The organism is Bradyrhizobium sp. SSBR45G, assembly GCF_030159255.1.
Taxonomy (GTDB): domain Bacteria; phylum Pseudomonadota; class Alphaproteobacteria; order Rhizobiales; family Xanthobacteraceae; genus Bradyrhizobium.
Genome location: NZ_BSCT01000032.1, coordinates 23,766 through 47,270, shown reverse-complemented (window position 1 = coordinate 47,270; position 23,505 = coordinate 23,766). Strand labels below are relative to the sequence as shown.

The following is a 23,505-nucleotide window of genomic DNA, read 5'->3' as shown; positions in this document are numbered from 1 at the left end:
AGCGGGCGCCGGACCGCCGCCGTGGCCGAGGCCATCCGGCAGCGGCTGGCGACGCGCGCGCTCGGTCCCGGCCAGCGCCTGCCCTCGATCCGCGCGTTTGCCGCGGCGATGAGTGTCGCGCCGGCCACCGTCGTCGAGGCCTATGACCGGCTGGCGGCGGAGGGCGTCATCCGCGCCCGCCGTGGATCGGGGTTCTATGTCGCGGACGGCGCGTTGCCGCCACTCGCCCTTGCCGCAAGCGAGCCGCGCCGTCCGCGCGCCGTCGATCCGTTCTGGGTGTCGCGGCAGTCGCTCGATGCCGAGGCGGCGACGCTGACGCCGGGCTGCGGCTGGCTGCCGCCCAACTGGATGCCGCAGGACGCGCTGCGCCGCGCGATCCGCGCCGTGGCGCGCAGCGACGGCGCGGCCCTGACCCACTACGGCGAGGCCCGTGGATCGGCCACGTTGCGGCGCGTGCTGCAGGCCCGTCTCGCGAGCGTCGGCATCGAGCCGTCCAGCGAGCAGTTGCTGCTGACGTCGTCGGGCACGCAGGCGATCGACCTGATCTGCCGCATGCTGCTGCGTCCCGGCGACACGGTCGTGGTCGACGACCCCTGCTACTTCAATTTCCTGGCGCTGCTGCGCGCGCATCAGGCGCGGATCGTCAGCGTGCCGATGACGCAAGGCGGCCCCGACATCGCACAGTTCGAGGCCGTGCTCGCCGCCGAACGCCCGCGGCTCTACATCACCAATTCCGGCCTGCACAACCCGACCGGCGCGACGCTGTCATTGCAGACGGCGCATCGGCTGCTGAATGCCGCCGCGGCGCACGAGGTGATCATCATCGAGGACGACATCTATGGCGACTTCGAGCCGGAGCCGTCGCCCCGGCTCGCGGCGCTGGACGGGCTTACGCGCGTGATCCTGATCGGCAGCTTCTCCAAGACGCTGTCGGCATCGATCCGCTGCGGCTACATCGCCGCACGCGCCGACTGGATCGAGCCGCTGATCGACCTGCAGATCGCGACCGGCTTCGGCGGCCCCGGACAATTCGCCGCGGAGACGCTGGCGCAGGTGCTGACCGGCAGCAGCTATCGCAAGCACGTCGAGGAGTTGCGCGCGCGTCTGGCGCGGGCGCGGCCGCGGGTGGCCGCACGGCTGCAGCGCCTCGGGATCACGCCCTGGCTGATGCCGCGCGGCGGCTTTCATCTGTGGTGCAGGCTGCCGGACGGATGCGCGGCGGTCGACGTCGCCCAGGCGGCGCTGGCGGACGACGTGGTGCTGGCCCCGGGCGACGTGTTCAGCGCAGCCCAATCAGCGGCCGCGATGATGCGCTTCAACGTCGCGCATTGCGAGGATGCCCGCGTCATGGTCGCGCTGGAGCGCGCGATGGCGTGACGAGCCGCACCGCATCGGCGCGGTGCGCGGCTTCGTCCAGACCGATGAGAGACGCTCAGTAGCAGTAGCGCGGATGCACGCGGACATAGGCGCCGTCGCCGCGCTGCAGGTAGCAGCCGTTGCGATACGCGTAGTATCCGCCGCGGCGGCGCTCGCCGTCGGCTGCGATCGCAGCGCCCGTTCCCGCACCGATCACGGCGCCGATGGCCGCACCCCGGCCTCCGCCGATGGCGCCGCCGAGAATGGCGCCGCCGGCACCGCCGAGGATCGCGCCGCCCAGCACGTCCTGCGCGGCCGCCTGATGCATTGGCGCGAGCGTCGCCAGGGTCAGCAGCGCTGCAGCGCCAAGGCGGGCGGCAAAGGGAATCCCCAGACGTCGGATCATGAAAAGGCCTCCGTTCCGGGCACGCTAGTCCGCCCGGCCTGGCCGTTCTTGATGCAGATCAAGGCGCAGTCAAGGCAGCAGAATCCCGGGTTTCGCCTGGGTTCTCATCATGCTGCAGCGCGCTGCTGCAGCGTGCGGTCTTCGATGATGCTGAGCAGATATTTCGGCTCGCCCTCGCCGGCCGAGACCGGCAGCCGGCGCACGACGATGTCGCGCGGCCCGTTTCCGGGTGTGACGATGCTATGGGCTCGCGGCTGATCGTCACCGAGCCCTGCGAGCTGGTCGCGCGCGGCCTGCTCGAGGATCGCGCCGGTCGGATCGGAGAACAGCTCGGCCGGCGTGCGGCCGACGATCTCGCTGCGCGGCACGCCGAACAGGGTTTCGGCGGCGCGATTGACGAACACGTAGCGCAGCGACTGCGCATCCTTGGCCAGCACCGCCTGCGGAATGTTTTCCAGCAGCGCGGCGAGGAAATATTCAGCGCGTGCGAGCTTGCGCTCGTTGCGGCGCTGCTTGGTAAAATCCTCATGGGTGGCGATCCAGCCGCCGCCGTCCATCGGACGCTCCGAGATGCGGATGATGCGCCCGTCGGCGAGCTCGACCTCGACGACCTCCGCCTTGCCTTCCTTCATGCGCTGCCGCAGGGCGGCGAGGAAGTCGGCCGGCTTCTCGCGCAGGAGGCCGAGCTTGGCGCGGTGCGCGAGGATCTCGCGCACATGAGCGCCGGGCTTCGCGACCGAGGCGGGAACGCCGTAGAGCTTGCGGTACTGGTCGTTGACCATCAGCACATAGCCGAAGCTGTCGAGCATGATCAGCCCCTGCGTCATGTTGGCGATCGCCGCATCCAGCCGCTGCTGGCTGCTCAGCGCGCCCAGCTCCAGCCGCTCATGCTGGCGCAGGATGTCGGAGTACTGGCGCTCGATTTCGACCTCGTGCTGCTCCAGCTCCTGGAGGCGAAACGCGCCGTCCTGATAGGTCTCGACCGCATGGGCGACGCGTCCGATCTCGTCATGGCGCCACGCGTGCGGGATCTTCAGCTTGATGCGGCCGGCGGCGATGCGGTCGGTGACGCGGGCGATGTCGAGCAGCGGCATCAGCACGCCCCGGCGCAGCGCCAGCGCCGCGGCTGCGATCAGCGCGACGATGAGCAGGCCGAGTCCCCCCAGATAGAACGAGGCGATGCCGCGCGCGTCGGCGGCCTCGCCAAGCTCGCGGGTGCGATCGGCATAGAGGCGCAACAATTGCTCAAGATCCTCGTTGAGCGCGGTTCGTACCGCGCGGTTCTCGTCATTGTCGCCGAGCTCGCGCGCCGCCGAGGAGCCGACCGAGATCGTGCGGCGCGCCATTTCAGTCCGGAATGCGATGAATTGATCGATCCGCTCCTTGAACGGGGCAAACAGCGCCGCATCATCCTCGCCGACCTGGGCCTTCCATTCCTCGACCACCTTGCTCAGCTGCGCGATCTTGGCAAGCTGCGCATCGGCGTAGCGCCGCGCCACGTTGCGGTCCGGCGACATGTAGATGCCGCGCGACTCCATCACCACGGCGTAGATCAGCGCATTGATGCGCTCGATGTTGCGCGACGCCACGGAGAGCGTTTCGAGCCGCTCGTAGAACAGGCGCTGCTCGCGGAGCGCCGACAGCGCCCCCATCGTCGACAGCATCACCAGCACGGCGAAGGCGGCGGCAGCCACGGAGATCTTGTCGTTGAGGCTGAACGACGGCAGCGAATTGGCGAACCTGCGCAACATAGTCTGCATGGCTGGCTCCCGGCCCGGAGGACAACCATCACACGCAAAATCCGTAAACGACACGTTCCCGTCGCAGAGACAAGTGGTAACGGACCATTAACCTGGACTTCGCGATCGTCAACGCCGGCCGCGGCGTGATTCGCCTCACTGCCTCAGCATGATCAGCGGATTGGCGCTGTCCGGCACCAGCCGCCATTGCGCATTGTCGTCGGCCTCGAACCGCCAGGTTTCGCCGCGGGCGGACATGAGCATCATCTGGCCGTGCTCGAGCCGCCATTGCGTCGGCGCGAAGGCTGCGACCGTGGGATCGCATTTCGGCTTGACGAACACCTCGAAATTGTCGTTGCCGGCATCGTTGTTGGTCAGCACCAGGCTGCAGACCACGGCGCCATTGCCGCGCACCATGGCCCAGTCGCCGATCATCTGGTCCATCGACTTGGCCAGCGACCGCGCCGCCGCCAGGTTCTGCAGGATGTAGACGCCCTCGCCCTGGCGCAGGCCCTCGAAGATGCCGGCCTCGACCTCGGTGAAGTCGAGCACCGCCTCGCCATTGGCATCCTGCAGCCTGACGATGTCGAGCCCCTTCACGTTCCAGCCGGCGATGTCCTTGGTGAAGGGCAGCGCCGCCGCGCAGCTCGGCTCCAGATCGAGCTTCATGCCGCGCGGCGTGGTGTCGGGCTTCAGGGTCACGACGCAGGTCTTGCTGCGCTCGGTGGTCGCGAGCTCCCACTGCCCGATCATCGCCTTCTTCAGGCCGGACGTGTCCTGCGCGGAGGCCGGCAGGCTCGCCGCGAACCACACAAGCGCGATCAGGAGCGGGCGAGCACGACTCATCAGCGGCCTTTCACCGGCGTTTCCGGAACGGGCGTCAGCGGCGGCTTGCCGGCAAACCAGACCTTGAGGTTGTCGACCACCAGCTGATCCATCGCGTTGCGGGTTACGATGGCAGCCGAGCCGATGTGTGGCAGCAGCACGACATTGTCCATCGCCTTGAGCGCGTCCGGCACCGCCGGCTCCTTCTCGAACACGTCGAGGCCGGCGGCGAGGATGGTGCCGGATTTCAGCGCCTCCACCAGCGCCGGCTCGTCGATGACCGAGCCGCGGGCGACGTTGACGACGACGCCGCGCGGCCCCAGCGCCTTCAGCACCTCGGCATTGACGATTCTGTTGGTGCTGGCGCCGCCGGGCACGATCACGACCAGCGTGTCGACGTCCTTCGCCATCTGTAACAAATCGGGATAGTGCTTGTTGGCGACGCCATCGGCCGGCTTGCGCGAATGATAGACGACCGGCACCAGCGAGGCTTCGAGCCGGCGCGCGATCGCCTGGCCGATGCGGCCCATGCCGACCATGCCGACGGTGCGGTCGCGCAGCGAGCCGACGCTGAGCGGATAGGGTTTCGAGGTCCATTCGCCGGAGCGCACGAAGCGATCCGCCTTGATGAACTCGCGGCAGGTCGCGATCAGCAGGCCCAGCGCGACGTCGGCAACCTCCTCGGTCAGCACATCCGGCGTGTTGGTGACGATGATGCCGTGCTGGCCGGCGTGGGCAGCGGCAACGTGGTCATAGCCGACGCCAAAGCTCGCGACGATCTCGAGCTTCGGCAGCATCGCCATGACGGCAGCATCGGTCTTGACGGTGTGGAAGGTCACGGCGACGCCGCGGATCCGGCCCTTGACGTCCGCCGGCAGCGCTTCGAGATCGGCCTGCGTCGTCGCATGGTGCACGTTGAAGCTGTCCGGGAAACCTTTTTCCAGGATCGGCCGCAACGGCCCATAGATCAGAACATCGACCTTGTCAGACGAAGTAGCCGCCATCAGTTATCCTTTCCAAGCGCGCTCTCATGCCAGCGCCGCAAAACGAGGTGCGAAACTAGCGCCAGCAACCCATAAATGACAATCCCGGCGACCGACAGCAGCACCAATGCTGCGAACATGCGAGGGATGTTGAGACGATAGCCGGATTCCGCGATGCGATAGGCGAGACCGGAGCCCGCGCCGGCGCTGCCGGCCGCGATCTCGGCGACGACGGCGCCGATCAGCGACAGGCCGCCGGCGATCCGCAGGCCGCCGAGAATGTAGGGCAGCGCCGCCGGCAGTTTCAGATGGCGCAGGGTTTGCCAGCGCGACGCGCCATAGAGCTGGAACAGTCCGGCGAGATTGCGGTCGACCGAGCTGAGGCCGAGCGCTGTGTTCGACAGCACCGGAAAGAAGCCGACGATCCAGGCGCACGTCACCACCGCGGTCTGCTGCGGCAGGTAGATCAGGAGCAGCGGCGCGATCGCGATGACCGGCGTGACCTGCAGCACCACGGCATAGGGAAACAGCGCCCATTCCAGCCAGCGCGACTGGTTGAACAGCAGCGCCAGCGCGATGCCGCCGAGGGCTGCGGCGATGAAGCCTTCGAGCGTCGTGATCAGCGTCGTGAGCAACGACTGCGCCAGAATGTCCCAGTCGCTGACCAGCGTCTTCAGCACCAGCAGCGGGCCCGGCAGCACATAGGGCGGGATACCGTTGATGCGGACCACCAGTTCCCAAATCGTCATCGCGGCGACGAAGACGACGGCCGGAAAGGCCAGGCTCGCCAGGCGCGTGCCCGCGGTGGATGTCCCTCGCTGCCCTCCGGCGCTCACAGCGCATGCACTCCGGTGTAGGCCGGCGCCAGCGCGTCCGAGACGCGACGGCAGTACTCGGCATAAGCAGCCGAGGCGCGGAACGCGTCATCGCGCGTCTCGGCCTCGATGCCGATCTCCGCGCTGAGCCGGCCGGGCCGCGCCGTCATCACCAGCACGCGCTGCGACAGATACACCGACTCGAACACCGAATGGGTGACGAACAGGACAGTCATGTTCAGGCTGCGCCACAGCGCCAGCAGATCGTCGTTGAGGCGGAAGCGCGTGATCTCGTCGAGGGCTGCGAACGGCTCGTCCATCAGCAAGATGTCCGGCCGCGTCACCAGCGCGCGCGCCAGCGACGCCCGCATCTTCATGCCGCCCGACAATTCGCGCGGAAAGGCGTCGGCGAAATCGGCAAGGCCGACCTGCGCCAGCGCCGCATCGATCCGCGGCCGCGCCTCGACGGCCGGCACATGCGACAGCTTCAGCGGCAGGCCCACATTGTCGCGCACGCTGGTCCAGGGCATCAGGGTCGGCTCCTGGAACACGAAGCCGATGCGATGACCCGCGTGCGTAGTGGACGTGGACGCCGCGACATCGAGCGAGCCGCTGCTCGGGCTGGCGAGACCGGCGATCAGCCGCAGCGCCGTCGACTTGCCGCAGCCGGAGGGGCCGAGCAGCGAGACGAATTCGCCTGTCCGGACCGCAAGATCGATCGGCCCGAGCGCGGCAACGCCGGAGTCGTAGACCTTGGTGACGCCGCGCATGCGCACCGCAAGGCCCGCGGCGCGCTCGGACGAAGGGGACGAACTCATCTGCTGACAGCGTCGATGCGCGTCGTCCTATTGCTTCGGCCGGAGGTCGACGCCGACGCCCTTGTTGACGAAGCGCGTGGTATAGGACTTGCGGTAGTCGATCGTCGGCTTGACCACGCCGGCCCGCACCATCTTGTCGAAGAAGCTGGTGATGCGCTCCTCGGTCATGGCGCCGATGCCCTTGTCGACGCTGTCGCCGGAATCGACGATGCCGTATTCCTTCATCTTGGCGACCGAGTAGGACAGCAGATCGTCGGTCATTTCCGGGTTCATCTTCTTGATCAGCGCGTTGCCGGCGGAGTTGTCGCCGTAGATGTAGTTGTACCAGCCGATGATCGAGGCATCGACGAAACGCTGCACCAGGTCCGGCTTGCTCTCGATCAGGTCGCGCCTTGTCTCGATCAGGGTCGAGTAGGTGTTGAAGCCGTTGTCGGCGAGCAGGATCACGCCGGGCTTGAAGCCGGCGGCGCGCTCGACGGCGAACGGCTCGGACGTGACGTAGCCCTGCATCGCGCTCTGCGCGGTCGCGATGAAAGGCTGCGGGTTGAAGGTGTAGGGGCGGACGTTCTTCTCGGAGAAGCCGTATTCAGACTTCAGCCATTGATAGTAGCTGGAGATGCCCTCCTTGGACACGAACAGCGTCAGCGGCTTCAGCTCCTCCAGCTTGGTGATCCTGGACTCCGGATGCGTCAGGAACACCTGCGGGTCCTTCTGGAACATCGCCGCGATCGACACCACCGGGACGTTGTTGGCGACCGCATCGAACGCCATCAGCGTGTTCGCCGCCATGAAGAACTCGATCTTGCCGGAGATCAGCAGCATGCGGTTGTTCTCGTTCGGACCGCCGGGCACGATCGTCACGTCCAGCCCGTAGCGCTTGTAGGTGCCGTCGGCGACGGCCTGGAAGAAGCCGCCATGCTCGGCCTCGGCGACCCAGTTGGTGCCGAACGAGACCTTGTCCAGGGTCTGGGCCTGGGCGCCCGAGGCCATTCCAGCCAAACTCCCGCCCAAGACCAGCAATGCCGCCATTAACGTTCGCGACAGAAGCGACTGCGCCATGTCTGGTCTCCCCGGTTCTTTCTCGATGAACATGTTAAGATCAATGGAGCGATAACTACCCTGCCCGACGGACGAAGGAAACAGCCCGCGCAATGACCCTGCCGCCCCGCGACTGGACCGAGCTGCATTGGCCCGCCTTTGAGACGCTTGTGTCGGGAACGCCCGGGACGGCGCGCTGGATCGCGGTGCTGCCGCTCGCCGCCACCGAGCAGCACGGGCCGCATCTGCCTCTCGGCACCGACGTCTACATCGCGGAAGCCTATCTCGCCCGCGTCCGCGCGCTGCTGCCGCAGGCGTTGCCGGTGACATTCCTGCCGGTGCAGCCGGTTGGCATCTCGACCGAGCATATCGACTATCCGGGCACGCTGACCGTGCCGACCAGCGTGGCGTTGAAGAGCTGGCGCGCCATCGGCGACAGCGTCGCGCGCGCCGGCATCAGGAAGCTCGTGATCGTCACCAGCCATGGCGGCAACAGCGCCGCGATGACCCTGGTCGCGCAGGACCTGCGGGCTGATCATCGCATGCTGGTGGTGACGACGTCCTGGTCCCGCTTCGGCGCGCCCGACGGCCTGTTTTCGTCCGACGAGCTGCGCCACGGCATCCACGGCGGCGCCGTCGAGACCTCGATCATGCAGGCGCGTCATCCGGAGCTGGTGCGCAGCGACGCCATTGCCAATTTCGCATCCTCGGGCGCTGCGATGGAGAGCAGCAACCGCGTGCTGTCGACCCAGCGGCCGGCGCCGCTGGCCTGGCAGACGCAAGATCTGAACCTGAGCGGCGCCGTCGGCGACGCCACGCAGGCTTCGGCCGAGAAGGGCGAACGCGTGCTCGAGCACGGCGCCCGCGGATTCTGCGCGCTCCTCCAGGACGTCGATAACTTCGACGTGAACACGCTGCGCGATGGCCCGCTAGCGCGCCGCTAAATCGATATCAAGCCTCTGACTAAAAAGATGAATCTTACATTCGCCCGACCCGCATTCGGGCGAATCGAACCGCTTTCGAAAAGGCTCCGTCCAATTGGGCAAGCGGCCAGGACCGGCCGCCCCAACGCCAACAGGAGCCTCCACCATGTCGATCAAGTCCAAGATTGCCGCTGTCGCGCTTGCCGCGCTCGCCGTGACCGGCAGCATCGCTGCAACCTCCAAGCCGGCCGAAGCCCACGGCTTCCATCATGGCTGGGGCTGGGGCGTCGGAGCCGGCCTCCTGGGTGCCGCCGTCGTCGGCAGCGCGATCGCCGCCAGCAATGACGGCCCCTATTACGGTGGTGGCTATCGCTATTGCCGCTGGGTGCCGCAGTACAACGTCTATGGCCAGTATGTCGGCCGCGTCCGGGCCTGCGGCTATTGATGCCGGGGCATCAGCCTCGCCGAACGGCCCGGGCAGGGCCGTCCCCGCACTGCAGCCATTCGCCCACTTGCTCTCCCGCCCTGGACGCGGGTGCCCCCTCAGCCCCGACCCGCGTCACAACAGCCCGCCCGGCGAACTCCGGGCGGGCTTTTTGTTGCACAGACGTCACACAGCCACGGCAAACAAGGCACAGGGTCTGAGGCCTGCTTCCTGTTGCGAGTTATTTGCATTAAACGTTATCCACAATTTGCCACGCTTTGCACCCGGCGGCGATCGAACATGGGCGATTCCGTATTCTTCTCGTGACTGTGCGCGGGCAATGAGGTTCTGAGGACCATCCGTGTCGTGTGCTTTGCCTGGGACTTTGCCGCCATGATCCGCTCGAACTGCACCAGAGAGATGATCGTGGCAGGCGCCATGATCGCCACGCTCGGCCCGCTCGCGGCGCCTGCCGTCGCGGCCGACCTGCCGGTCAAGGCGCGGATGGCGCAGACCGTGTTCGACTGGACGGGGCTCTATGTCGGCGTCCACGCCGGCTACACCCGCGATCATGCCAGGGCGACGCTGACGGACCCGAGCGGCGTGGTGAGCACCGGCAGCCCGTTCAACGGGCTCACCGGCGGCGCGCAGGCCGGTTACAACTGGGTCACGCGGTCTGGATTGCTGCTCGGCCTCGAGGGCGATTTCAGCTTCCCGAACTATCTCACCTCCAACCACACCGTGGCGATGCTCGGTACGCCGGCATCGAACGTGTCGGAGCTGTGGGACTATGTCGCCACCGCGCGCGGCCGCGTCGGCTATGCCCAGGGCGACTGGCTCGTCTATGCCACCGGCGGCCTTGCCTGGACCGGCGGCCGCTTCATCAACACCGATGCCGCCGGCAATGACGACAAGCGGCTGACGACCCGGCTCGGCTGGGTGGCCGGCGCCGGCATCGAGCGCGCCTTCGCGCCGCATTGGAGCTGGCGGCTGGAATATCTCTACAACCGGTTCGAGAACGGCGGCGTCCGCTTCGGCAACGGCGCCAGCTACAATTCCGCGCTCGAATTCCAGACCTTGCGCGTCGGCCTCAACCGCAAGCTCGACTTCGCCGGCGGCAATGAGCTGAAGCTCAAGAACGATCCGTCGGACACCGAATCGGATCGCTGGGAGATCCACGGCCAGGCCACGGTGATCGGCCAGGGCTATCCGGCGTTCCGTGCCGCCTATACCGGCGCCAACAGCCTGACGCCGGCGCGCCAGTTCCAGGAGACCTGGAGCAACAGCCTCTTCGTCAACGCGCGTCTGTGGGACGGTGGCGAGGTCTACTACAATCCGGAGCTGCTGCAGGGCTTCGGCCTCAGCAACACCGTCGGTATCGGCGGTTTCTCCAACGGCGAGGCGCAGAAGTCGGACTTCCCCTACCCGCACTACAACACCTCGCGGCTGTTCCTGCGCCAGACCTTCGGCTTCGGCGGCGAGCAGGAGCAGCTCGCCAGCGGCCAGCTGCAGCTCTCCGGCAAGCAGGACATCTCGCGGCTGACCTTCCAGATCGGCAAGTTCCCCGTGCTCGACGTGTTCGACGGCAACGCCTACGCCAAGGACGCGCGGAAGGATTTCATGAACTGGTCGATCTGGGCGCCCGGCGCGTTCGACTATGCCGCCGACAAGCTCGGCCTGACCTATGGCGCGACGGCCGAGCTGAACCAGAAGAGCTGGGCGCTCCGCACCGGCTACTTCCTGATGGATGCCGTGTCGAATTCGAACAATTTCGACATGAACGTGTTCCGGCGCGGCAGCTACGTCGTCGAGCTGGAGACGCGCTATCAGCTGTTCTCGCAACCGGGACATTTGCGCACCATCGGCTGGTTCAACAGCGTCTTCTCCGGCAGCTACCGCGAGACGCTCGACAATCCCGCCCTCAATCTCGACATCAGCCAGACCCGCCGCGGCCGCAGCAAATACGGCTACGTGGTCAGCTTCGACCAGGCGCTGTCGGACGAGGTCGGCCTGTTCGGCCGCTGGAGCTGGAACGACGGCAAGACCGAGATCATGGCGTTCACCGACATCGACAACAGCCTGTCGTTCGGCACCTCGATCAAGGGCAACCGCTGGGGACGGCCCGACGACACCATCGGCATCGCCGGCGTGACCAATGGCCTGTCGCGCGACCACCGCGCCTTCCTCGCCGCCGGCGGCCTAGGCCCGCTGATCGGCGACGGCGCGCTGAACTACAAGCGCGAGAACATCATCGAGGCCTACTACGCCTATGCGATCAACAAATATCTGACCTTCACGGCGGACTACCAGTTCGTCAACAACCCCGCCTACAACGCCGACCGCGGCCCGGTGTCGATCTTCTCGGGGCGCCTGCACGGGGATTTCTGAGGGTGACGTCGCTGCTGCGTTAGCGCCTGCCGAGGCGAGTGCCGCGGGATAAAGCCAGATCCTCTCCACGGCCGTCATTGCGAGGAGCGAAGCGACGAAGCAATCCAGAGTCCCGCCCGCGCCCCTGGATTGCTTCGCTGCGCTCGCAATGACGCTGTAGAGCCACAACGCCTCGTCAAAATCGCTGTCGTCCCCGCGAACGCGGGGACCCATACCGCGGAAGCTATCGAGGAACGTGACTGCCAGTTGCCCGCCTCATCAGGGCCGGTGGTTATGGGTCCCCGCGTTCGCGGGGACGACAGCGGGGGTCCAGGCGCGGCAAGTGCCCAATCTGACCGCCCACCCGCACCCAGCCATGCGCCCAACGCACAGCGGCATTGGGCGGTTGCCATCCCCATATGCTAGGACCTGTCCCCGTTCCCTGCCCATCCGGGCACCTCCACAGGTCGCAATGCTGTCCGTCGAACTCTCGATCATCGTCGTCCTCATCGTCGTCAACGGCCTGTTGTCGATGTCCGAACTCGCGATCGTGTCGTCGCGGCCGGCCCGGCTGGCGATGCTGGCCGAAAAGGGCATTACCGGCGCACGGCGGGCGCTGACGCTGGCGTCGGACCCCGGCCGGTTCCTGTCGACGGTCCAGATCGGCATCACCCTGGTCGGCGTGCTCTCCGGCGCCTTCTCGGGCGCCACGCTGGGGCAGCGCCTGACGCAATGGCTGCTGGAAGCCGGCCTGTCGGCCTCGGTTGCCGACATCGTCGGCGTCGGTCTCGTCGTCACCTCGATCACCTATGCGACCTTGATCGTCGGCGAGCTGGTGCCGAAGCAGCTCGCGCTGCGCGATCCCGAGGCCGTCGCCGTCCGTGTCGCGCCGGCGATGCAGGTGCTCGCCAAGGTGTCGCTGCCGCTGGTGGTGCTGCTCGATCTCTCCGGCAAGCTGATCCTGGCGCTGCTCGGCCGCTCCGGCGAGGGCGAGGAGAAGGTGTCCGAGGCGGAGATCCACCATCTCGTCCGCGAGGCCGAGACCGCCGGCGTGCTCGAACCCGGCGAAAAGGAGATGATCGCGGGCGTGATGCGGCTTGGCGATCGCCCGGTCGGCGCGATCATGACGCCGCGGCCGGAGGTCGACGTGATCGATCTCAACGACGATCCCAAGGTGATCCGCGAGCTGCTCGCGAAAAGCCCGCATTCGCGGCTGCCGGTGTCCGACGGCGAGCGCGACCGCCCGATCGGCGTGTTGCAGGCCAAGGACCTGCTGGCGGCCTATCTGCGCGACGAGACCCCGGACCTGCGCGGCCTGGTGCGCGAGGTCCCGATCATCCCGTCGACCGTCGATGCCCGCGACGTCATCGCGATCCTGAAGGTTGCTCCCGTGCATATGGGGCTCGTCCACGACGAGTACGGCGCGTTCGAAGGCGTGGTCACCGCGGCTGATATTCTGGAGTCGATCGTCGGCGCCTTCTCGTCCGAGGAAGGCCCGCCGGAGCCCGCCTGCGTCCGCCGCGACGACGGCTCGCTGCTGGTCTCCGGCTGGATGCCGCTCGACGAGTTCGCCGACGTGCTGGCGATCGAGGTGCCGCCGCATCGCGGCTACCACACCGTCGCCGGCCTCGTGCTGCAGCACTTCGGCAGCGTGCCGGAGGTCGGCCAGAGCTTCGAGCTCGAAGGCTGGCGATTCGAAATCATCGACCTCGACGGCCGCCGCATCGACAAGATCCTGGCCACCAAGCTCGGCCCCGATGGCGGCGAGCCGAACGTGGGGTAGCTGAGCCCACCTGTCTCGGCGCCGACAGGTGCGCCCCCTCTCCCCGTTCTTCACGGGGAGAGGGTCGGGGTGAGGGGCAGCCGCACGGGCGGCGCTCGCTATCAAGCACCTGCGCATGAGTCCGATGGACCTGCACTGCGGCTCCGCTTGTGCCATGCCCCTCACCCGGATTGCTTCGCAATCCGACCTCTCCCCGCAAAGAGCGGGGAGAGGTGCACCGAGCGCGGCGCGCTCTGCGTGCACCAACAACTCCTGTCCGATTCGCCCGTCGGGCAGAGTGCGGATCTCCAACACGACAACAGATGGCAGATGCACCACTCCGACAACCTGCGCCGAAACACCCATTTCCCCTGCGGCCTCAATGACGAGCCCCGTTTCAAGAGCCTGCGCGAAAAATAAATCTCTTCCGAAAATCATAAATCATGTTCTATGCTGCTCCCATTCCGGTCCGGATGAGGGGCGTACGCGTCGTCACGAACGTTGGACCGGCAATGCGATGGACGGGATGGCGGCGCTGGACGAGCGTTGTCGTCACGGACGGTGAAATCGTGTGGTCCTGACCTCCCGACGCTGGGGTCAAATCAGTGCGGTGCTCACGCATCGCGCCGGTGACGGTGGCCAGAAAGCCCGGTGCACCGAGGAGAGCACGTATAAGCCGTTAAAACCGATCGCGCAGGGAGGGCCGGGTCGTCCGGCTGAACCTGTGGTACCTGCCGCCTGCATTTTTTTCGCAGGCGGGCCACGGGCCTCAGTCGAGGTCCGGCCTTCCCTGCGCCCTCACATCTGCCGAGGGCCGAGCATCAGGCACAGCCCGGACATCCGATGTCGCGGGAACGTGAAGACGCGCCCGGCGTATCCTTTGATAGGCCCGACCACGGGGGCCGGATCCCGCCAGACGCCGCTTGAAATCAAACCATCACAGAGGGCACTTAGGGTGCGGATTTGGCCGGCAGCCCTGCCGGCGCGAACCAGCCCTCAGCGCCACGACAACAAGACGTCCGGAGCCGTCGGCTGCGGACGAGAAGACGAGACACGCGGATGATGCTTCAGGACATCAGGACCACCGTGCTGCGCGACGCCGTGCGTCCCAACGTCTGGGACGTGGTCGCGCTGATCATCGTGGTCGGCGCGATGGTGCTGATCGTCTATGGCGGCGAGCAGACCACGCAGCCGCTGTCGGCGCTGGACGTGGCTCCGGTGTCGCTCGATCCGGCCAACCTGCCGCTGTACGCGCTGCGCACCACCTTGCGCATGCTGCTCGCGATCGTCTGCTCGCTGGTGTTCACCTTTGTCTACGCGGCGCTGGCGGCCAAGAGCCGGCGCGCCGAGATCGTGCTGATCCCGCTGCTCGACATCCTGCAGTCGGTGCCGATCCTCGGCTTCCTGACCTTCACCGTCGTGTTCTTCATGAACCTGTTCCCGGGCAAGGTGCTGGGCGCCGAGCTCGCCTGCGTGTTCGCGATCTTCACCAGCCAGGCCTGGAACATGACCTTCAGCATGTACCAGTCGATGCGCAACGTCCCGAAGGACCTGGAAGAGGCGACGCGCAGCTTCCACCTCTCCGGCTGGCAGCGCTTCTGGCGGCTCGACGTGCCCTATGCGATGCCCGGCCTGATCTGGAATGCGATGATGTCGATGTCCGGCGGCTGGTTCTTCGTCGTGGCGTCCGAGGCGATCACGGTCGGCAACACCACGGTGACGCTGCCCGGCATCGGCTCCTATGTCGCGCTGGCGATCCAGCAGCAGGATCTCGCCGCGATCGGCGCTGCGCTGCTGACCATGCTGCTCGTCATCACCGCCTATGACCAGCTGCTGTTCCGCCCGATCGTGGCCTGGGCCGACAAGTTCCGCTTCGAGCAGACCGCCTCCGGCAATCCGCCGAGCTCGTGGATGCTCGACCTGTTCCGCCGCACCCGCGCGCTGCGCAAGCTGTCCGTGCCGTTCGCCGCGCTCAACCGCACGTTCTCGAACCTGCGCCTCAACTGGCCCCGGGCCTGGAGCGGCCCGGTGCGCCACGCGCCGCCGTCACAACTGGTCGACGGGCTGTGGCTTGCGGTGGTCATCGTCGGCTGCGCCTATGCCGGCTGGAAGACCTATCTCTATCTCTCGGCGACGCTGGCGCCCGCCGACATCCTCGCCGCGATCGGCTACGGCCTGATCACGCTGGTCCGCGTCGCCGTGCTGATCGCGCTGGCCTCGCTGATCTGGGTCCCCGTCGGCGTCTGGATCGGGCTGCGGCCGAAGCTCGCCGAGCGCATCCAGCCGCTGGCGCAGTTCCTCGCGGCCTTCCCGGCCAACCTCGCCTTCCCGGTGTTCGTCGTGCTGATCGTGCGCTACGGCCTCGACGCCAATGTCTGGCTCAGCCCGCTGATGATCCTGGGCACGCAGTGGTACATCCTGTTCAACGTCATCGCCGGCGCCAGCGCCTTCCCGACCGATCTGCGCGAGGCCGCCGCCAGCCTGCAGCTGACCGGCTGGCGCTGGTGGTTCAAGGTCGTGCTGCCCGGCGTGTTCCCGTATTACATCACCGGCGCGATCACCGCCTCCGGCGGCTCGTGGAACGCGGCGATCGTCGCCGAGGTCGCGAGCTGGGGCGACACGCATCTGACCGCGAGCGGCCTCGGCGCCTACATCGCGGGCGCCACGGAGCGCGGCGACTTCCCGCGCGTCGTGCTTGGCATTGCCGTGATGTGCCTTCTCGTCACTCTGTTCAACCGGCTGCTGTGGCGGCCGCTCTACGCCTTCGGCGAACGCCGGCTGCGGCTCGGCTGACCGGGAGAGATGTTCATGCGCGACCAGGTCAAAGAGACATCGCTGATCGAGATCAAGGGCGTGAGCCGGCTGTTTCCGAAGGGCAGCGGCGAGGATCTCGTGGTGCTGGAGAAGGTCGACCTCACGATCCGCGCCGGCGAGATCGTCGGCCTGCTGGGCCGCTCCGGCTCGGGCAAGTCCACGTTGCTGCGGATCATCGCGGGCCTGGTGTCGCCCTCCTCTGGCGAAGCCAAATGCCGCGGCGAGATCATCGCAGGGCCGCCGCGCGGCGTCGCCATGGTGTTCCAGTCGTTCGCGCTGTTTCCCTGGCTGACGGTGCTGCAGAACGTCGAGCTCGGCCTCGAGGCGCTCGGCATCGACAGCGCCGAGCGGCGCAAGCGCGCGCTGGCTGCGATCGACCTGATCGGCCTCGACGGCTTCGAATCCGCCTACCCGAAGGAGCTGTCCGGCGGCATGCGCCAGCGCGTCGGCTTTGCCCGCGCACTGGTGGTGCATCCCGATCTGCTGCTGATGGACGAGCCGTTCTCGGCCTTGGACGTGCTGACCGCCGAGACGCTGCGCACCGACCTCGTCGACCTCTGGACCGATGGCCGGCTGCCGATCAAATCGGTGCTGATGGTGACGCACAACATCGAGGAGGCCGTGCTGATGTGCGACCGCGTGTTGGTGTTCTCCTCCAATCCGGGCCGCGTCGCCGCCGAGTTCAGGATCGATCTGCCGCATCCGCGCAACCGGCTCGATCCGGCCTTCCGCCAGCTCGTCGACAGCCTCTACGCCCGCATGACGCAGCGGCCCGAGCCGAAGCTGCCGAGCACGGCGAGCGCCGGCGTCGGCATGGTGCTCAACCACGTCTCGTCGAACTCGATCTCAGGCCTGATCGAGACGCTCGCCGGCGAACCCTATAATGGGCATGCCGACCTGCCGGTGCTGGCGGGGCATCTGCAGCTCGAGGTCGACGAGATCTTTCCGCTGGCCGAGGCGCTTCAGCTGCTGCGCTTCGGCCAGCTCAGCGAAGGCGATCTGACCCTGACCGAGGCCGGACGGCGGTTCGCCCATCTCGATACCGACGAACGCAAGAAGCTGTTCGCGCAGCATCTGATGGAGAACGTGCCGCTGATGGGCCTGATCCGCCGCGTGCTCGACGACCGCCCCGCGCACGCCGCTCCGGCCGCGCGCTTCCGCATCGAGCTCGAGGACTACATGTCCGAGCACTATGCCGACGAGACGCTGCACACCATCGTCTCATGGGGCCGCTACGCCGAACTGTTCGCCTATGACGAGCAGTCCGAGACCTTTAGCCTGGAGAACCCGCATTAGCGCGCTGATGACTCCAACCACCGCCGTCGTCCCGGGCAAGTCCGGCAACGCGAAGCGTTGGCGGACGCCGACCCGGGACCCATACCGCGTGATCTCGCTTGAGGCAGGCGGCACGTTGAACCTTCAGCGCCACAAACAACCGCCTGTGGTTATGGATCCCCGCGTGCGCGGGGATGACAGCGAGGGTGGGGATGCTGCGTGCGACCTCACGAAGAGTGGTGCGACATCCTCACGCCGCCGCAAACGTATCGGGCCGCGCCATCGCCCAGGCATCGCGGAAGCGGACGTCCTGGGTGCCGTCGAGCAGCTCGCCCGGGCGCAGCGATGGATAGAGCTTCGCGAAGGAGGACACTTCGGTGGTCGACGTCCGCTGTGAGAAGTGGATGGGACGCAGATCCTGCGGATGTTCGAGACCGGCCGCCGCGAGCAGCTCGGTCAGCGCATGCAGGGTCGCGTGATGATAGTTGTAGACGCGGTCGATCTTGTGCGGGACGACCAGCGCGCGGGCACGCGACGGGTCCTGCGTGGCGACGCCTGTCGGGCAGCGGTCGGTATGGCAGCTCAGCGACTGGATGCAGCCGAGCGCGAACATGAAGCCGCGCGCGGAATTGCACCAGTCGGCGCCGATCGACATCGCGCGCGCCATGTCGAAAGCGGTGGCGATCTTGCCGGAGGCGCCGATCCTGATGCGATCGCGGATGTTCATCCCGACCAGCGCATTGTGCACGAAGTTGACGCCCTCGCGCATCGGCATGCCGAGATGGTCCATGAATTCGAGCGGCGCAGCACCCGTGCCGCCCTCATTGCCGTCGACGACGATGAAGTCGGGATAGATGCCGGTCTCCTGCATCGCCTTGCAGATCGCGAGGAACTCCCAGGGGTGGCCGATGCACAGCTTGAAGCCGGCCGGCTTGCCCCCCGACAGCCGCCGCATCTCGCCGATGAACTGCATCATGCCGATGGGCGTCGAGAAGGCGCGGTGCGCCGCCGGAGAAATGCAGTCCTCACCGGTCGCGACACCGCGGATCTTGGAGATCTCCTCGGAGACCTTCGCCGCCGGCAGCACGCCGCCATGCCCGGGCTTGGCGCCCTGGCTGATCTTCAGCTCGACCATCTTGATCTGGTCAGTGGCCGCGACCCGCGCGAACGCCTCGGGATCGAACGTACCATCGCGATGGCGGCAACCGAAATAGCCGGAGCCGATCTCCCAGATGATGTCGCCGCCCATCTCAGCGTGATAGGGGCTGAAGCCACCCTCGCCGGTGTCGTGGGCGAAGCTACCGCGCTTGGCGCCGCCATTCAGCGCCCGCACCGCATTCGGGCTCAGCGCCCCGAAGCTCATCGCCGAGATGTTGAACACCGAGGCCGAATAGGGCTTGGCGCAGTCGGGGCCGCCGATCGTAATGCGAAACTTCTCCTCCGCATGCGGCTTGGGCGACACCGAGTGGTGCATCCACTCATAGCCCTCGCGGTAGACGTCCTCCTGGGTGCCGAACGGCCGCTTGTCGAGCACCATCTTGGCGCGCTGATAGACCACCGCGCGGGTGTCGCGCGAGAACGGCATGCCGTCCTTTTCGCTCTCGAAGAAATACTGCCGCATCTCCGGCCGGATCTCCTCGAGCAGGAAGCGCAGATGCGCGGAGATCGGATAGTTGCGCAGCACCGCGTGATTCTTCTGCAGGAGATCGCGGACACCAAGCAGGGTCAGCGCGCCGAAGATCAACAGCGGGATCAGGACGAGATCGAAGATCTTGCGGTCGTAGATGCCGAGGACGAGCAGCAGCGCCGTCGCCACGGCACAGATCGTCAGCACGATGAAGCGCGGCGAGAACGGAAGCAGCAGCGTATCCATGGGATACCTCAGGGAGGGTCGAGGGCAGGCCACAATGACGATATTACGCGCTTGACGAAACAATCGTTACACAAGCGCGCGGGATCGGCCATCAATGATGTCACGATGTCGATAGCCGCAGGCTATCGGCATCGGCACTGCACCATCAACCCGCCGCATGGCCAGGTGCGGCAGCGGTCCTGGGGCGAACCGGCGGCCTTGACCCCAGCCGCTGCGGAGCAAGGCCCCAGCCGGCGGCGCCGCTCACCCCTCCGCGAACAGCCCCGAATGCGCCTCGCGCAGCTGCCGCTTCAGCAGCTTGCCGCTGGGATTCTTCGGCAGGGCATCGACGAACACGATGCGCTTCGGCGTCTTGAAGGTCGCGAGCCTCGCAGACGCCTGCTTCAGCACCGCCTCCTCCGTCAGCTCGCAGCCGGACTTGACCACGACCATCGCCACCACGGCCTCGACCCAGCGCGGATGCGGCAGGCCGACGACGGCAACTTCCGAGACCTCGGGGATCAAATAGAGCGCCTCCTCGACCTCGCGGCTGGCGACGTTCTCGCCACCGGTCTTGATCATGTCCTTCTTGCGGTCGACGATGGTGATGTAGCCCTCCTCGTCGATGGTCGCGAGATCGCCGGAGTGAAACCAGTCGCCCTGGAAGGCCGCGACGGTGCGCTCATCGTCGTGGAAGTAGCCGAGCATCAGATGCGGCGAGCGATGCACCACCTCGCCGACCTCGCCCGGCGCGACGTCGTTCATGTCGTCGTCGACGACACGGGTCTCGACATTGAGAACAGCGCGGCCGCAGGAGCCCGGCTTGCGCAGCTGATCTTCCGGTCCCAGCATCGTCGCAAGCGGCGCGATCTCGGTCTGGCCGTAGAGATTCCACAGCCGCACCTTCGGCAGCCGCTGCGCCAGCTCGCGCAGCACCTCGACCGGCATGATCGACGCGCCATAATAGCCTTTGCGCAGCGTCGATACATCGGTGCTCTCGAACAGCGGCGAGCGCAGGATCGAGATCCACACCGTCGGCGGCGCGAAGAACGAGGTGATGCGATATTTCGCGATCAGCGGCAGCAGATTGTCCGGCGTCGGAAACGCCGTGATGATGTTGGTGGCGCCAACATAGATCGACGGGCCGAAGAACACGTCGAGCTGCGCGCAGTGATAGAGCGGCAGCGCATGCAAGGTGACGTCATCGGCGGCAATGCCGGCATCGACCACGCAGCTGACATACTGCCAGATCACGGCGTCATGGGTCAGCATCGCGCCCTTCGGCAGCGACTCCGTGCCCGAGGTGTAGACGATCTGCGCCACGTCGCTGCCCGCGATCTCGACTGCGGGCACTTGCGCCGTCGAGGCGGCAAGCTCGGCGAAATCGAGCATGTCGCCCTGCCGCTCGCTCCGGCCTTCCGACGGCAGCCAGATCAGCTGCTCGACGGCCGGCACCAGCGCCTTGGCGGCGCGCGCCACGCCGGCGAAGCCACTGTCGGTCGCGAGCAGCCGCGCGCCGGCATGCTTGAGAATGTAGGCGACCTCCTCCGGCTTGAGCATGAAGTTGATCGGCACGAGGACGGCGCCGAGCCGCGCCAGCGCGAAGCGCAGGGCGGCGAAGGCATGCGAATTGCGCGCAAGGATCGCGACGCGCTCACCCTTGCCGACGCCGCGAGACGCAAGACCGGCCGCGAGGCGGTCGACGATGGCGTTGAATTCGGCATAGGTCCAGGTCGTGTGGCCGCAGATCACGGCCGTCTTGCCCGGCATCCGCGCCGCGCTCCGCCGCAGGAGATCACCGAGCGTTTGCCTGCGAACGATGGAATCCATGGCCGTTCCCCTTGTTGTCGCGGGGATGGCCGCCCTTTGGGCAATCCGGGTCCCCTCCCTGTTTCGCGTCGGACGTCTGAAGGTCCGCTTCTGCACGGGAAAATCGCACAGCCGCTTGGACGCCTGCAAGGAGGATATTGCCAACGAAAAGAGCGCCCCGATTGCGTCGAGGCGCTCTTTCACACATGTCAAAGCCGGGTGGCCGGCAGCTCAGCGCTCGACGAACGCCTTCTCGATCACGAAATGGCCGGGCTGGTTGCCGCTGCCCTCGAGGAAGCCGCGCGACTCGAACATGACCTTCAGCTCTTCCAGCATCCCCGGGCTGCCGCACATCATGATGCGGTCCTTGGCGATATCGAGCTCATGCTGGCCGAGATCGTTGAACAGCTGCTGCGACGTGATCAGGTCGGTGATACGGCCGCGGTTCCGGAACGGTTCGCGGGTGACGGTCGGATAATACTGCAGCTTGCCGTCGAGCAGCTCTCCGAACAGCTCGTCCTCGCGCAGCTTGGCGACGACGCTCTCGCCATAGGCGAGCTCGGCGACCTGGCGGCAACCATGCACCAGCACGATGCTCTCGAAGCGCTCGTAGACGTCCGGGTCCTTGATCAGGCTGGCGAAGGGGGCGAGGCCCGTGCCGGTCGACAGCAGCAGCAGCCGGCTGCCCGGCAGCAGATTGTCGGGGATCAGCGTACCCGTGGCCTTGCGGCCGACCAGGATGGTGTCGCCCTCCTTGATCTGCTGCAGCCGGGAGGTCAGCGGGCCGTCCTGCACCTTGATGCTGAAGAACTCGAGTTCCTCCTCATGATTGGCGCTCGCCATGCTGTAGGCGCGCAGCAAGGGGCGGCCCTCGACCTCGAGGCCGATCATCGCGAACTGGCCATTCTGGAAACGGAAGCCCGCATCACGGGTCGCCCGGAACGAGAACAACGTGTCCGTCCAGTGGTGAACGGAAAGAACTTTCTCTTTATAGAACGCGCTCATGTCGTTTGTTTTTTCACGTGGGCTGAAGTTGGAAGAAACAAGTCGTGACGGAGGCAGGACCGCAAAAACCCTTTAGATCCCAGCGATTTCGGCGCCTGATGTACGTGAAAACAGCAAATAATCAACCCGCATGGATGCACCATTGATCACGATCAAACGCATGCCGGCCCGTGCCGGCTCGCCGCGATCGGCCATTCGTTCGTACACAAACGATATGGGTAATTTACTTGCCGAGATTCCGATTTTCCAGCACTTTAATTCCGCATCTCCGGCCCATTCCTTGAGCAATGATTAACCATCCGGAACTCCAGCTCGCCGCCGTCACCCGCTACTGCGCCGAGCGGGGCATCGCCCTCGACGTCCGGGAGGACGGCTGGTTGCTGGTGCTGGGCGATGCACCCCGGCGTCATTTCATTTTCGGCTATGATCTCGGCCTGAACCGTGCGGTGGCGCACAGACTGGCGTGCGACAAGGCAGCGACCGCGAGCCTGCTGGCGTCTTCCGGCATTCCGGCTGTCCCGCATGCATTCGTCCTCGCACCGGCGCTGACCGGTGTGAGCGAGCCTGCCTGGACGCCCATTCTGGAATGGCTCGAGACGCACCCGAAGGGGCTGGTCGTGAAGCCGAATGAGGGGACGTCGGGCCGGGCCGTGACGCGCGTCCGGACATCGGCTGAGCTCAAGCACGCGCTCACCCGCATCTTCGACACCGGCGCGAGCGCGGCGATCGCACCGCTGCTGGAGATCGCGGACGAAGTCCGGGTGATCCTGCTCGATGACGTACCGCTGATCGTCTATCGCAAGCAACGGCCCGTGGTGACGGGAGACGGCGCCCATTCGCTGCGCGAGCTCGCGCTCGGGACCGTGCCGGTGCAGGAGCACGCGCCGTTGATCCGACGACTCGCTGCAGAGTTCGATGCACCGACGCTCGATGCCATCATCCCGCAAGGCGAGCAGCGTCTGCTGAGCTGGCGGCACAATCTCGAATTCGGGGCTAAGCCGATGCTGCTGGAGGACGGCCCACTGCGCGAGGCCTGCACCGCGCTGGCCCGCGAGGCCGCGCGTGCCATCGACATCCGCTACGCCTCGGTCGACGTCATCATGGCCGACGGACGCTGGCAGGTGCTCGAAATCAATTCGGGCGTGAAGATGGAAGCGCTCGGCCGCCACGCGCCGGAGCAGGTCGAGATGGCCTACTTCGCCGCGCTCGACAAGGTCTTCGGGGCTCAGCCAACGCGATGAAGGAGAGCCGGGCACGCGTCGCAGCCGCTACGGTCGCGGCAGGATGTCTCCAC

Annotated in this window: 19 protein-coding genes; 8 read left to right on the top strand and 11 right to left on the bottom strand. The window is 66.6% G+C overall.

Translation table 11 applies throughout. The annotated features are described in order from the left end of the window. Window positions 1–21 precede the first annotated feature (21 nt). Window positions 22–1,377, top strand: coding sequence for an aminotransferase-like domain-containing protein (locus QQL87_RS28475; protein WP_284422304.1), 1,356 nt, complete (start codon window positions 22–24; stop codon window positions 1,375–1,377). Window positions 1,378–1,432: 55 nt separating this feature from the next. Here QQL87_RS28475 and QQL87_RS28470 read toward each other — a convergent pair whose 3' ends face one another. The 7 genes from QQL87_RS28470 to QQL87_RS28440 all read right to left on the bottom strand — a co-directional run bounded on the left by QQL87_RS28470 (window position 1,433) and on the right by QQL87_RS28440 (window position 8,001). After that, window positions 1,433–1,762: a YMGG-like glycine zipper-containing protein gene (locus tag QQL87_RS28470; protein WP_284422305.1), complete on the bottom strand. Its 330-nt coding sequence runs from the start codon at window positions 1,760–1,762 to the stop codon at window positions 1,433–1,435. Between the two features lie 107 nt (window positions 1,763–1,869). Next, the gene (locus QQL87_RS28465) at window positions 1,870–3,522 is read right to left on the bottom strand and encodes a PAS-domain containing protein (protein ID WP_284422306.1); all 1,653 of its coding nucleotides are present in this window, start codon (window positions 3,520–3,522) and stop codon (window positions 1,870–1,872) included. A 135-nt stretch (window positions 3,523–3,657) separates the two neighbouring features. Then, entirely contained in the window at window positions 3,658–4,254 is a 597-nt protein-coding gene (locus QQL87_RS28460) for an AprI/Inh family metalloprotease inhibitor (RefSeq protein WP_349817301.1), read from the bottom strand. A 92-nt stretch (window positions 4,255–4,346) separates the two neighbouring features. Beyond that, complete coding sequence (locus QQL87_RS28455) at window positions 4,347–5,330, bottom strand: 2-hydroxyacid dehydrogenase (protein WP_284422308.1); 984 nt, start codon at window positions 5,328–5,330, stop codon at window positions 4,347–4,349. Further along, window positions 5,330–6,145 (bottom strand): ABC transporter permease, encoded by an 816-nt coding sequence (locus QQL87_RS28450; RefSeq protein WP_284422309.1) that lies wholly within the window; start codon window positions 6,143–6,145, stop codon window positions 5,330–5,332. The genes QQL87_RS28455 and QQL87_RS28450 overlap by 1 nt, the downstream gene beginning before the upstream one ends. Next, the gene (locus tag QQL87_RS28445; RefSeq protein ID WP_284422310.1) at window positions 6,142–6,942 is read right to left on the bottom strand and encodes an ABC transporter ATP-binding protein; all 801 of its coding nucleotides are present in this window, start codon (window positions 6,940–6,942) and stop codon (window positions 6,142–6,144) included. Before QQL87_RS28445 ends, QQL87_RS28450 begins: the two co-directional genes overlap by 4 nt. A gap of 27 nt (window positions 6,943–6,969) precedes the next feature. Next, window positions 6,970–8,001 (bottom strand): ABC transporter substrate-binding protein, encoded by a 1,032-nt coding sequence (locus QQL87_RS28440; protein WP_502871227.1) that lies wholly within the window; start codon window positions 7,999–8,001, stop codon window positions 6,970–6,972. A gap of 92 nt (window positions 8,002–8,093) precedes the next feature. On the opposite strand from QQL87_RS28440, the gene QQL87_RS28435 reads away from it, so the two are divergent. The 6 genes from QQL87_RS28435 to QQL87_RS28410 all read left to right on the top strand — a co-directional run bounded on the left by QQL87_RS28435 (window position 8,094) and on the right by QQL87_RS28410 (window position 17,566). Beyond that, window positions 8,094–8,924 (top strand): creatininase family protein, encoded by an 831-nt coding sequence (locus QQL87_RS28435; RefSeq protein WP_284422311.1) that lies wholly within the window; start codon window positions 8,094–8,096, stop codon window positions 8,922–8,924. Window positions 8,925–9,069: 145 nt separating this feature from the next. Next, window positions 9,070–9,348 (top strand): hypothetical protein, encoded by a 279-nt coding sequence (locus tag QQL87_RS28430; protein WP_284422312.1) that lies wholly within the window; start codon window positions 9,070–9,072, stop codon window positions 9,346–9,348. Window positions 9,349–9,720: 372 nt separating this feature from the next. After that, window positions 9,721–11,715, top strand: a complete 1,995-nt coding sequence (locus QQL87_RS28425) for a carbohydrate porin (protein ID WP_284422349.1) — start codon at window positions 9,721–9,723, stop codon at window positions 11,713–11,715. Window positions 11,716–12,166: 451 nt separating this feature from the next. Further along, the gene (locus QQL87_RS28420; RefSeq protein ID WP_284422313.1) at window positions 12,167–13,477 is read left to right on the top strand and encodes a hemolysin family protein; all 1,311 of its coding nucleotides are present in this window, start codon (window positions 12,167–12,169) and stop codon (window positions 13,475–13,477) included. A gap of 1,038 nt (window positions 13,478–14,515) precedes the next feature. After that, window positions 14,516–16,249 carry an ABC transporter permease gene (locus QQL87_RS28415; protein WP_284422314.1) on the top strand — a complete coding sequence of 578 codons (1,734 nt, stop codon included), beginning with the start codon at window positions 14,516–14,518 and terminating at the stop codon, window positions 16,247–16,249. Window positions 16,250–16,264: 15 nt separating this feature from the next. Further along, a complete protein-coding gene (locus QQL87_RS28410; protein ID WP_284422315.1) occupies window positions 16,265–17,566 on the top strand; it encodes an ABC transporter ATP-binding protein in 1,302 nt (433 codons plus the stop codon). A 229-nt stretch (window positions 17,567–17,795) separates the two neighbouring features. Here QQL87_RS28410 and QQL87_RS28405 read toward each other — a convergent pair whose 3' ends face one another. From QQL87_RS28405 to QQL87_RS28390, 4 genes are all read right to left on the bottom strand, one after another. Further along, window positions 17,796–19,418 (bottom strand): FMN-binding glutamate synthase family protein, encoded by a 1,623-nt coding sequence (locus QQL87_RS28405; RefSeq protein ID WP_284422317.1) that lies wholly within the window; start codon window positions 19,416–19,418, stop codon window positions 17,796–17,798. A gap of 243 nt (window positions 19,419–19,661) precedes the next feature. Continuing rightward, window positions 19,662–21,227 (bottom strand): acyl-CoA synthetase, encoded by a 1,566-nt coding sequence (locus tag QQL87_RS28400; protein WP_284422319.1) that lies wholly within the window; start codon window positions 21,225–21,227, stop codon window positions 19,662–19,664. A gap of 210 nt (window positions 21,228–21,437) precedes the next feature. Further along, the gene (locus QQL87_RS28395; protein ID WP_284422321.1) at window positions 21,438–22,211 is read right to left on the bottom strand and encodes a ferredoxin--NADP reductase; all 774 of its coding nucleotides are present in this window, start codon (window positions 22,209–22,211) and stop codon (window positions 21,438–21,440) included. 72 nt (window positions 22,212–22,283) lie between these two features. Further along, window positions 22,284–22,499 carry a hypothetical protein gene (locus QQL87_RS28390; protein ID WP_284422323.1) on the bottom strand — a complete coding sequence of 72 codons (216 nt, stop codon included), beginning with the start codon at window positions 22,497–22,499 and terminating at the stop codon, window positions 22,284–22,286. Between QQL87_RS28390 and QQL87_RS28385 the strand changes: the two genes are divergently transcribed. Next, complete coding sequence (locus QQL87_RS28385; protein WP_284422324.1) at window positions 22,499–23,452, top strand: ATP-grasp domain-containing protein; 954 nt, start codon at window positions 22,499–22,501, stop codon at window positions 23,450–23,452. The two genes, QQL87_RS28390 and QQL87_RS28385, sit on opposite strands and share 1 nt — an antisense overlap. Window positions 23,453–23,505: the final 53 nt, after the last annotated feature.

What these genes read in the sequence shown, in the direction of transcription:
- QQL87_RS28395 (WP_284422321.1), bottom strand. Translation starts at nt 22,211, where the DNA reads ATGAGCGCGTTCTATAAAGAGAAAGTTCTTTCCGTTCACCACTGGACG.
- QQL87_RS28425 (WP_284422349.1), top strand. Translation starts at nt 9,721, where the DNA reads ATGATCCGCTCGAACTGCACCAGAGAGATGATCGTGGCAGGCGCCATG.
- QQL87_RS28400 (WP_284422319.1), bottom strand. Translation starts at nt 21,227, where the DNA reads ATGGATTCCATCGTTCGCAGGCAAACGCTCGGTGATCTCCTGCGGCGG.
- QQL87_RS28440 (WP_502871227.1), bottom strand. Translation starts at nt 8,001, where the DNA reads ATGGCGCAGTCGCTTCTGTCGCGAACGTTAATGGCGGCATTGCTGGTC.
- QQL87_RS28470 (WP_284422305.1), bottom strand. Translation starts at nt 1,762, where the DNA reads ATGATCCGACGTCTGGGGATTCCCTTTGCCGCCCGCCTTGGCGCTGCA.
- QQL87_RS28405 (WP_284422317.1), bottom strand. Translation starts at nt 19,418, where the DNA reads ATGGATACGCTGCTGCTTCCGTTCTCGCCGCGCTTCATCGTGCTGACG.
- QQL87_RS28430 (WP_284422312.1), top strand. Translation starts at nt 9,070, where the DNA reads ATGTCGATCAAGTCCAAGATTGCCGCTGTCGCGCTTGCCGCGCTCGCC.
- QQL87_RS28455 (WP_284422308.1), bottom strand. Translation starts at nt 5,330, where the DNA reads ATGGCGGCTACTTCGTCTGACAAGGTCGATGTTCTGATCTATGGGCCG.
- QQL87_RS28420 (WP_284422313.1), top strand. Translation starts at nt 12,167, where the DNA reads ATGCTGTCCGTCGAACTCTCGATCATCGTCGTCCTCATCGTCGTCAAC.
- QQL87_RS28410 (WP_284422315.1), top strand. Translation starts at nt 16,265, where the DNA reads ATGCGCGACCAGGTCAAAGAGACATCGCTGATCGAGATCAAGGGCGTG.
- QQL87_RS28415 (WP_284422314.1), top strand. Translation starts at nt 14,516, where the DNA reads ATGATGCTTCAGGACATCAGGACCACCGTGCTGCGCGACGCCGTGCGT.
- QQL87_RS28385 (WP_284422324.1), top strand. Translation starts at nt 22,499, where the DNA reads ATGATTAACCATCCGGAACTCCAGCTCGCCGCCGTCACCCGCTACTGC.
- QQL87_RS28460 (WP_349817301.1), bottom strand. Translation starts at nt 4,254, where the DNA reads ATGATCGGGCAGTGGGAGCTCGCGACCACCGAGCGCAGCAAGACCTGC.
- QQL87_RS28445 (WP_284422310.1), bottom strand. Translation starts at nt 6,942, where the DNA reads ATGAGTTCGTCCCCTTCGTCCGAGCGCGCCGCGGGCCTTGCGGTGCGC.
- QQL87_RS28465 (WP_284422306.1), bottom strand. Translation starts at nt 3,522, where the DNA reads ATGCAGACTATGTTGCGCAGGTTCGCCAATTCGCTGCCGTCGTTCAGC.
- QQL87_RS28435 (WP_284422311.1), top strand. Translation starts at nt 8,094, where the DNA reads ATGACCCTGCCGCCCCGCGACTGGACCGAGCTGCATTGGCCCGCCTTT.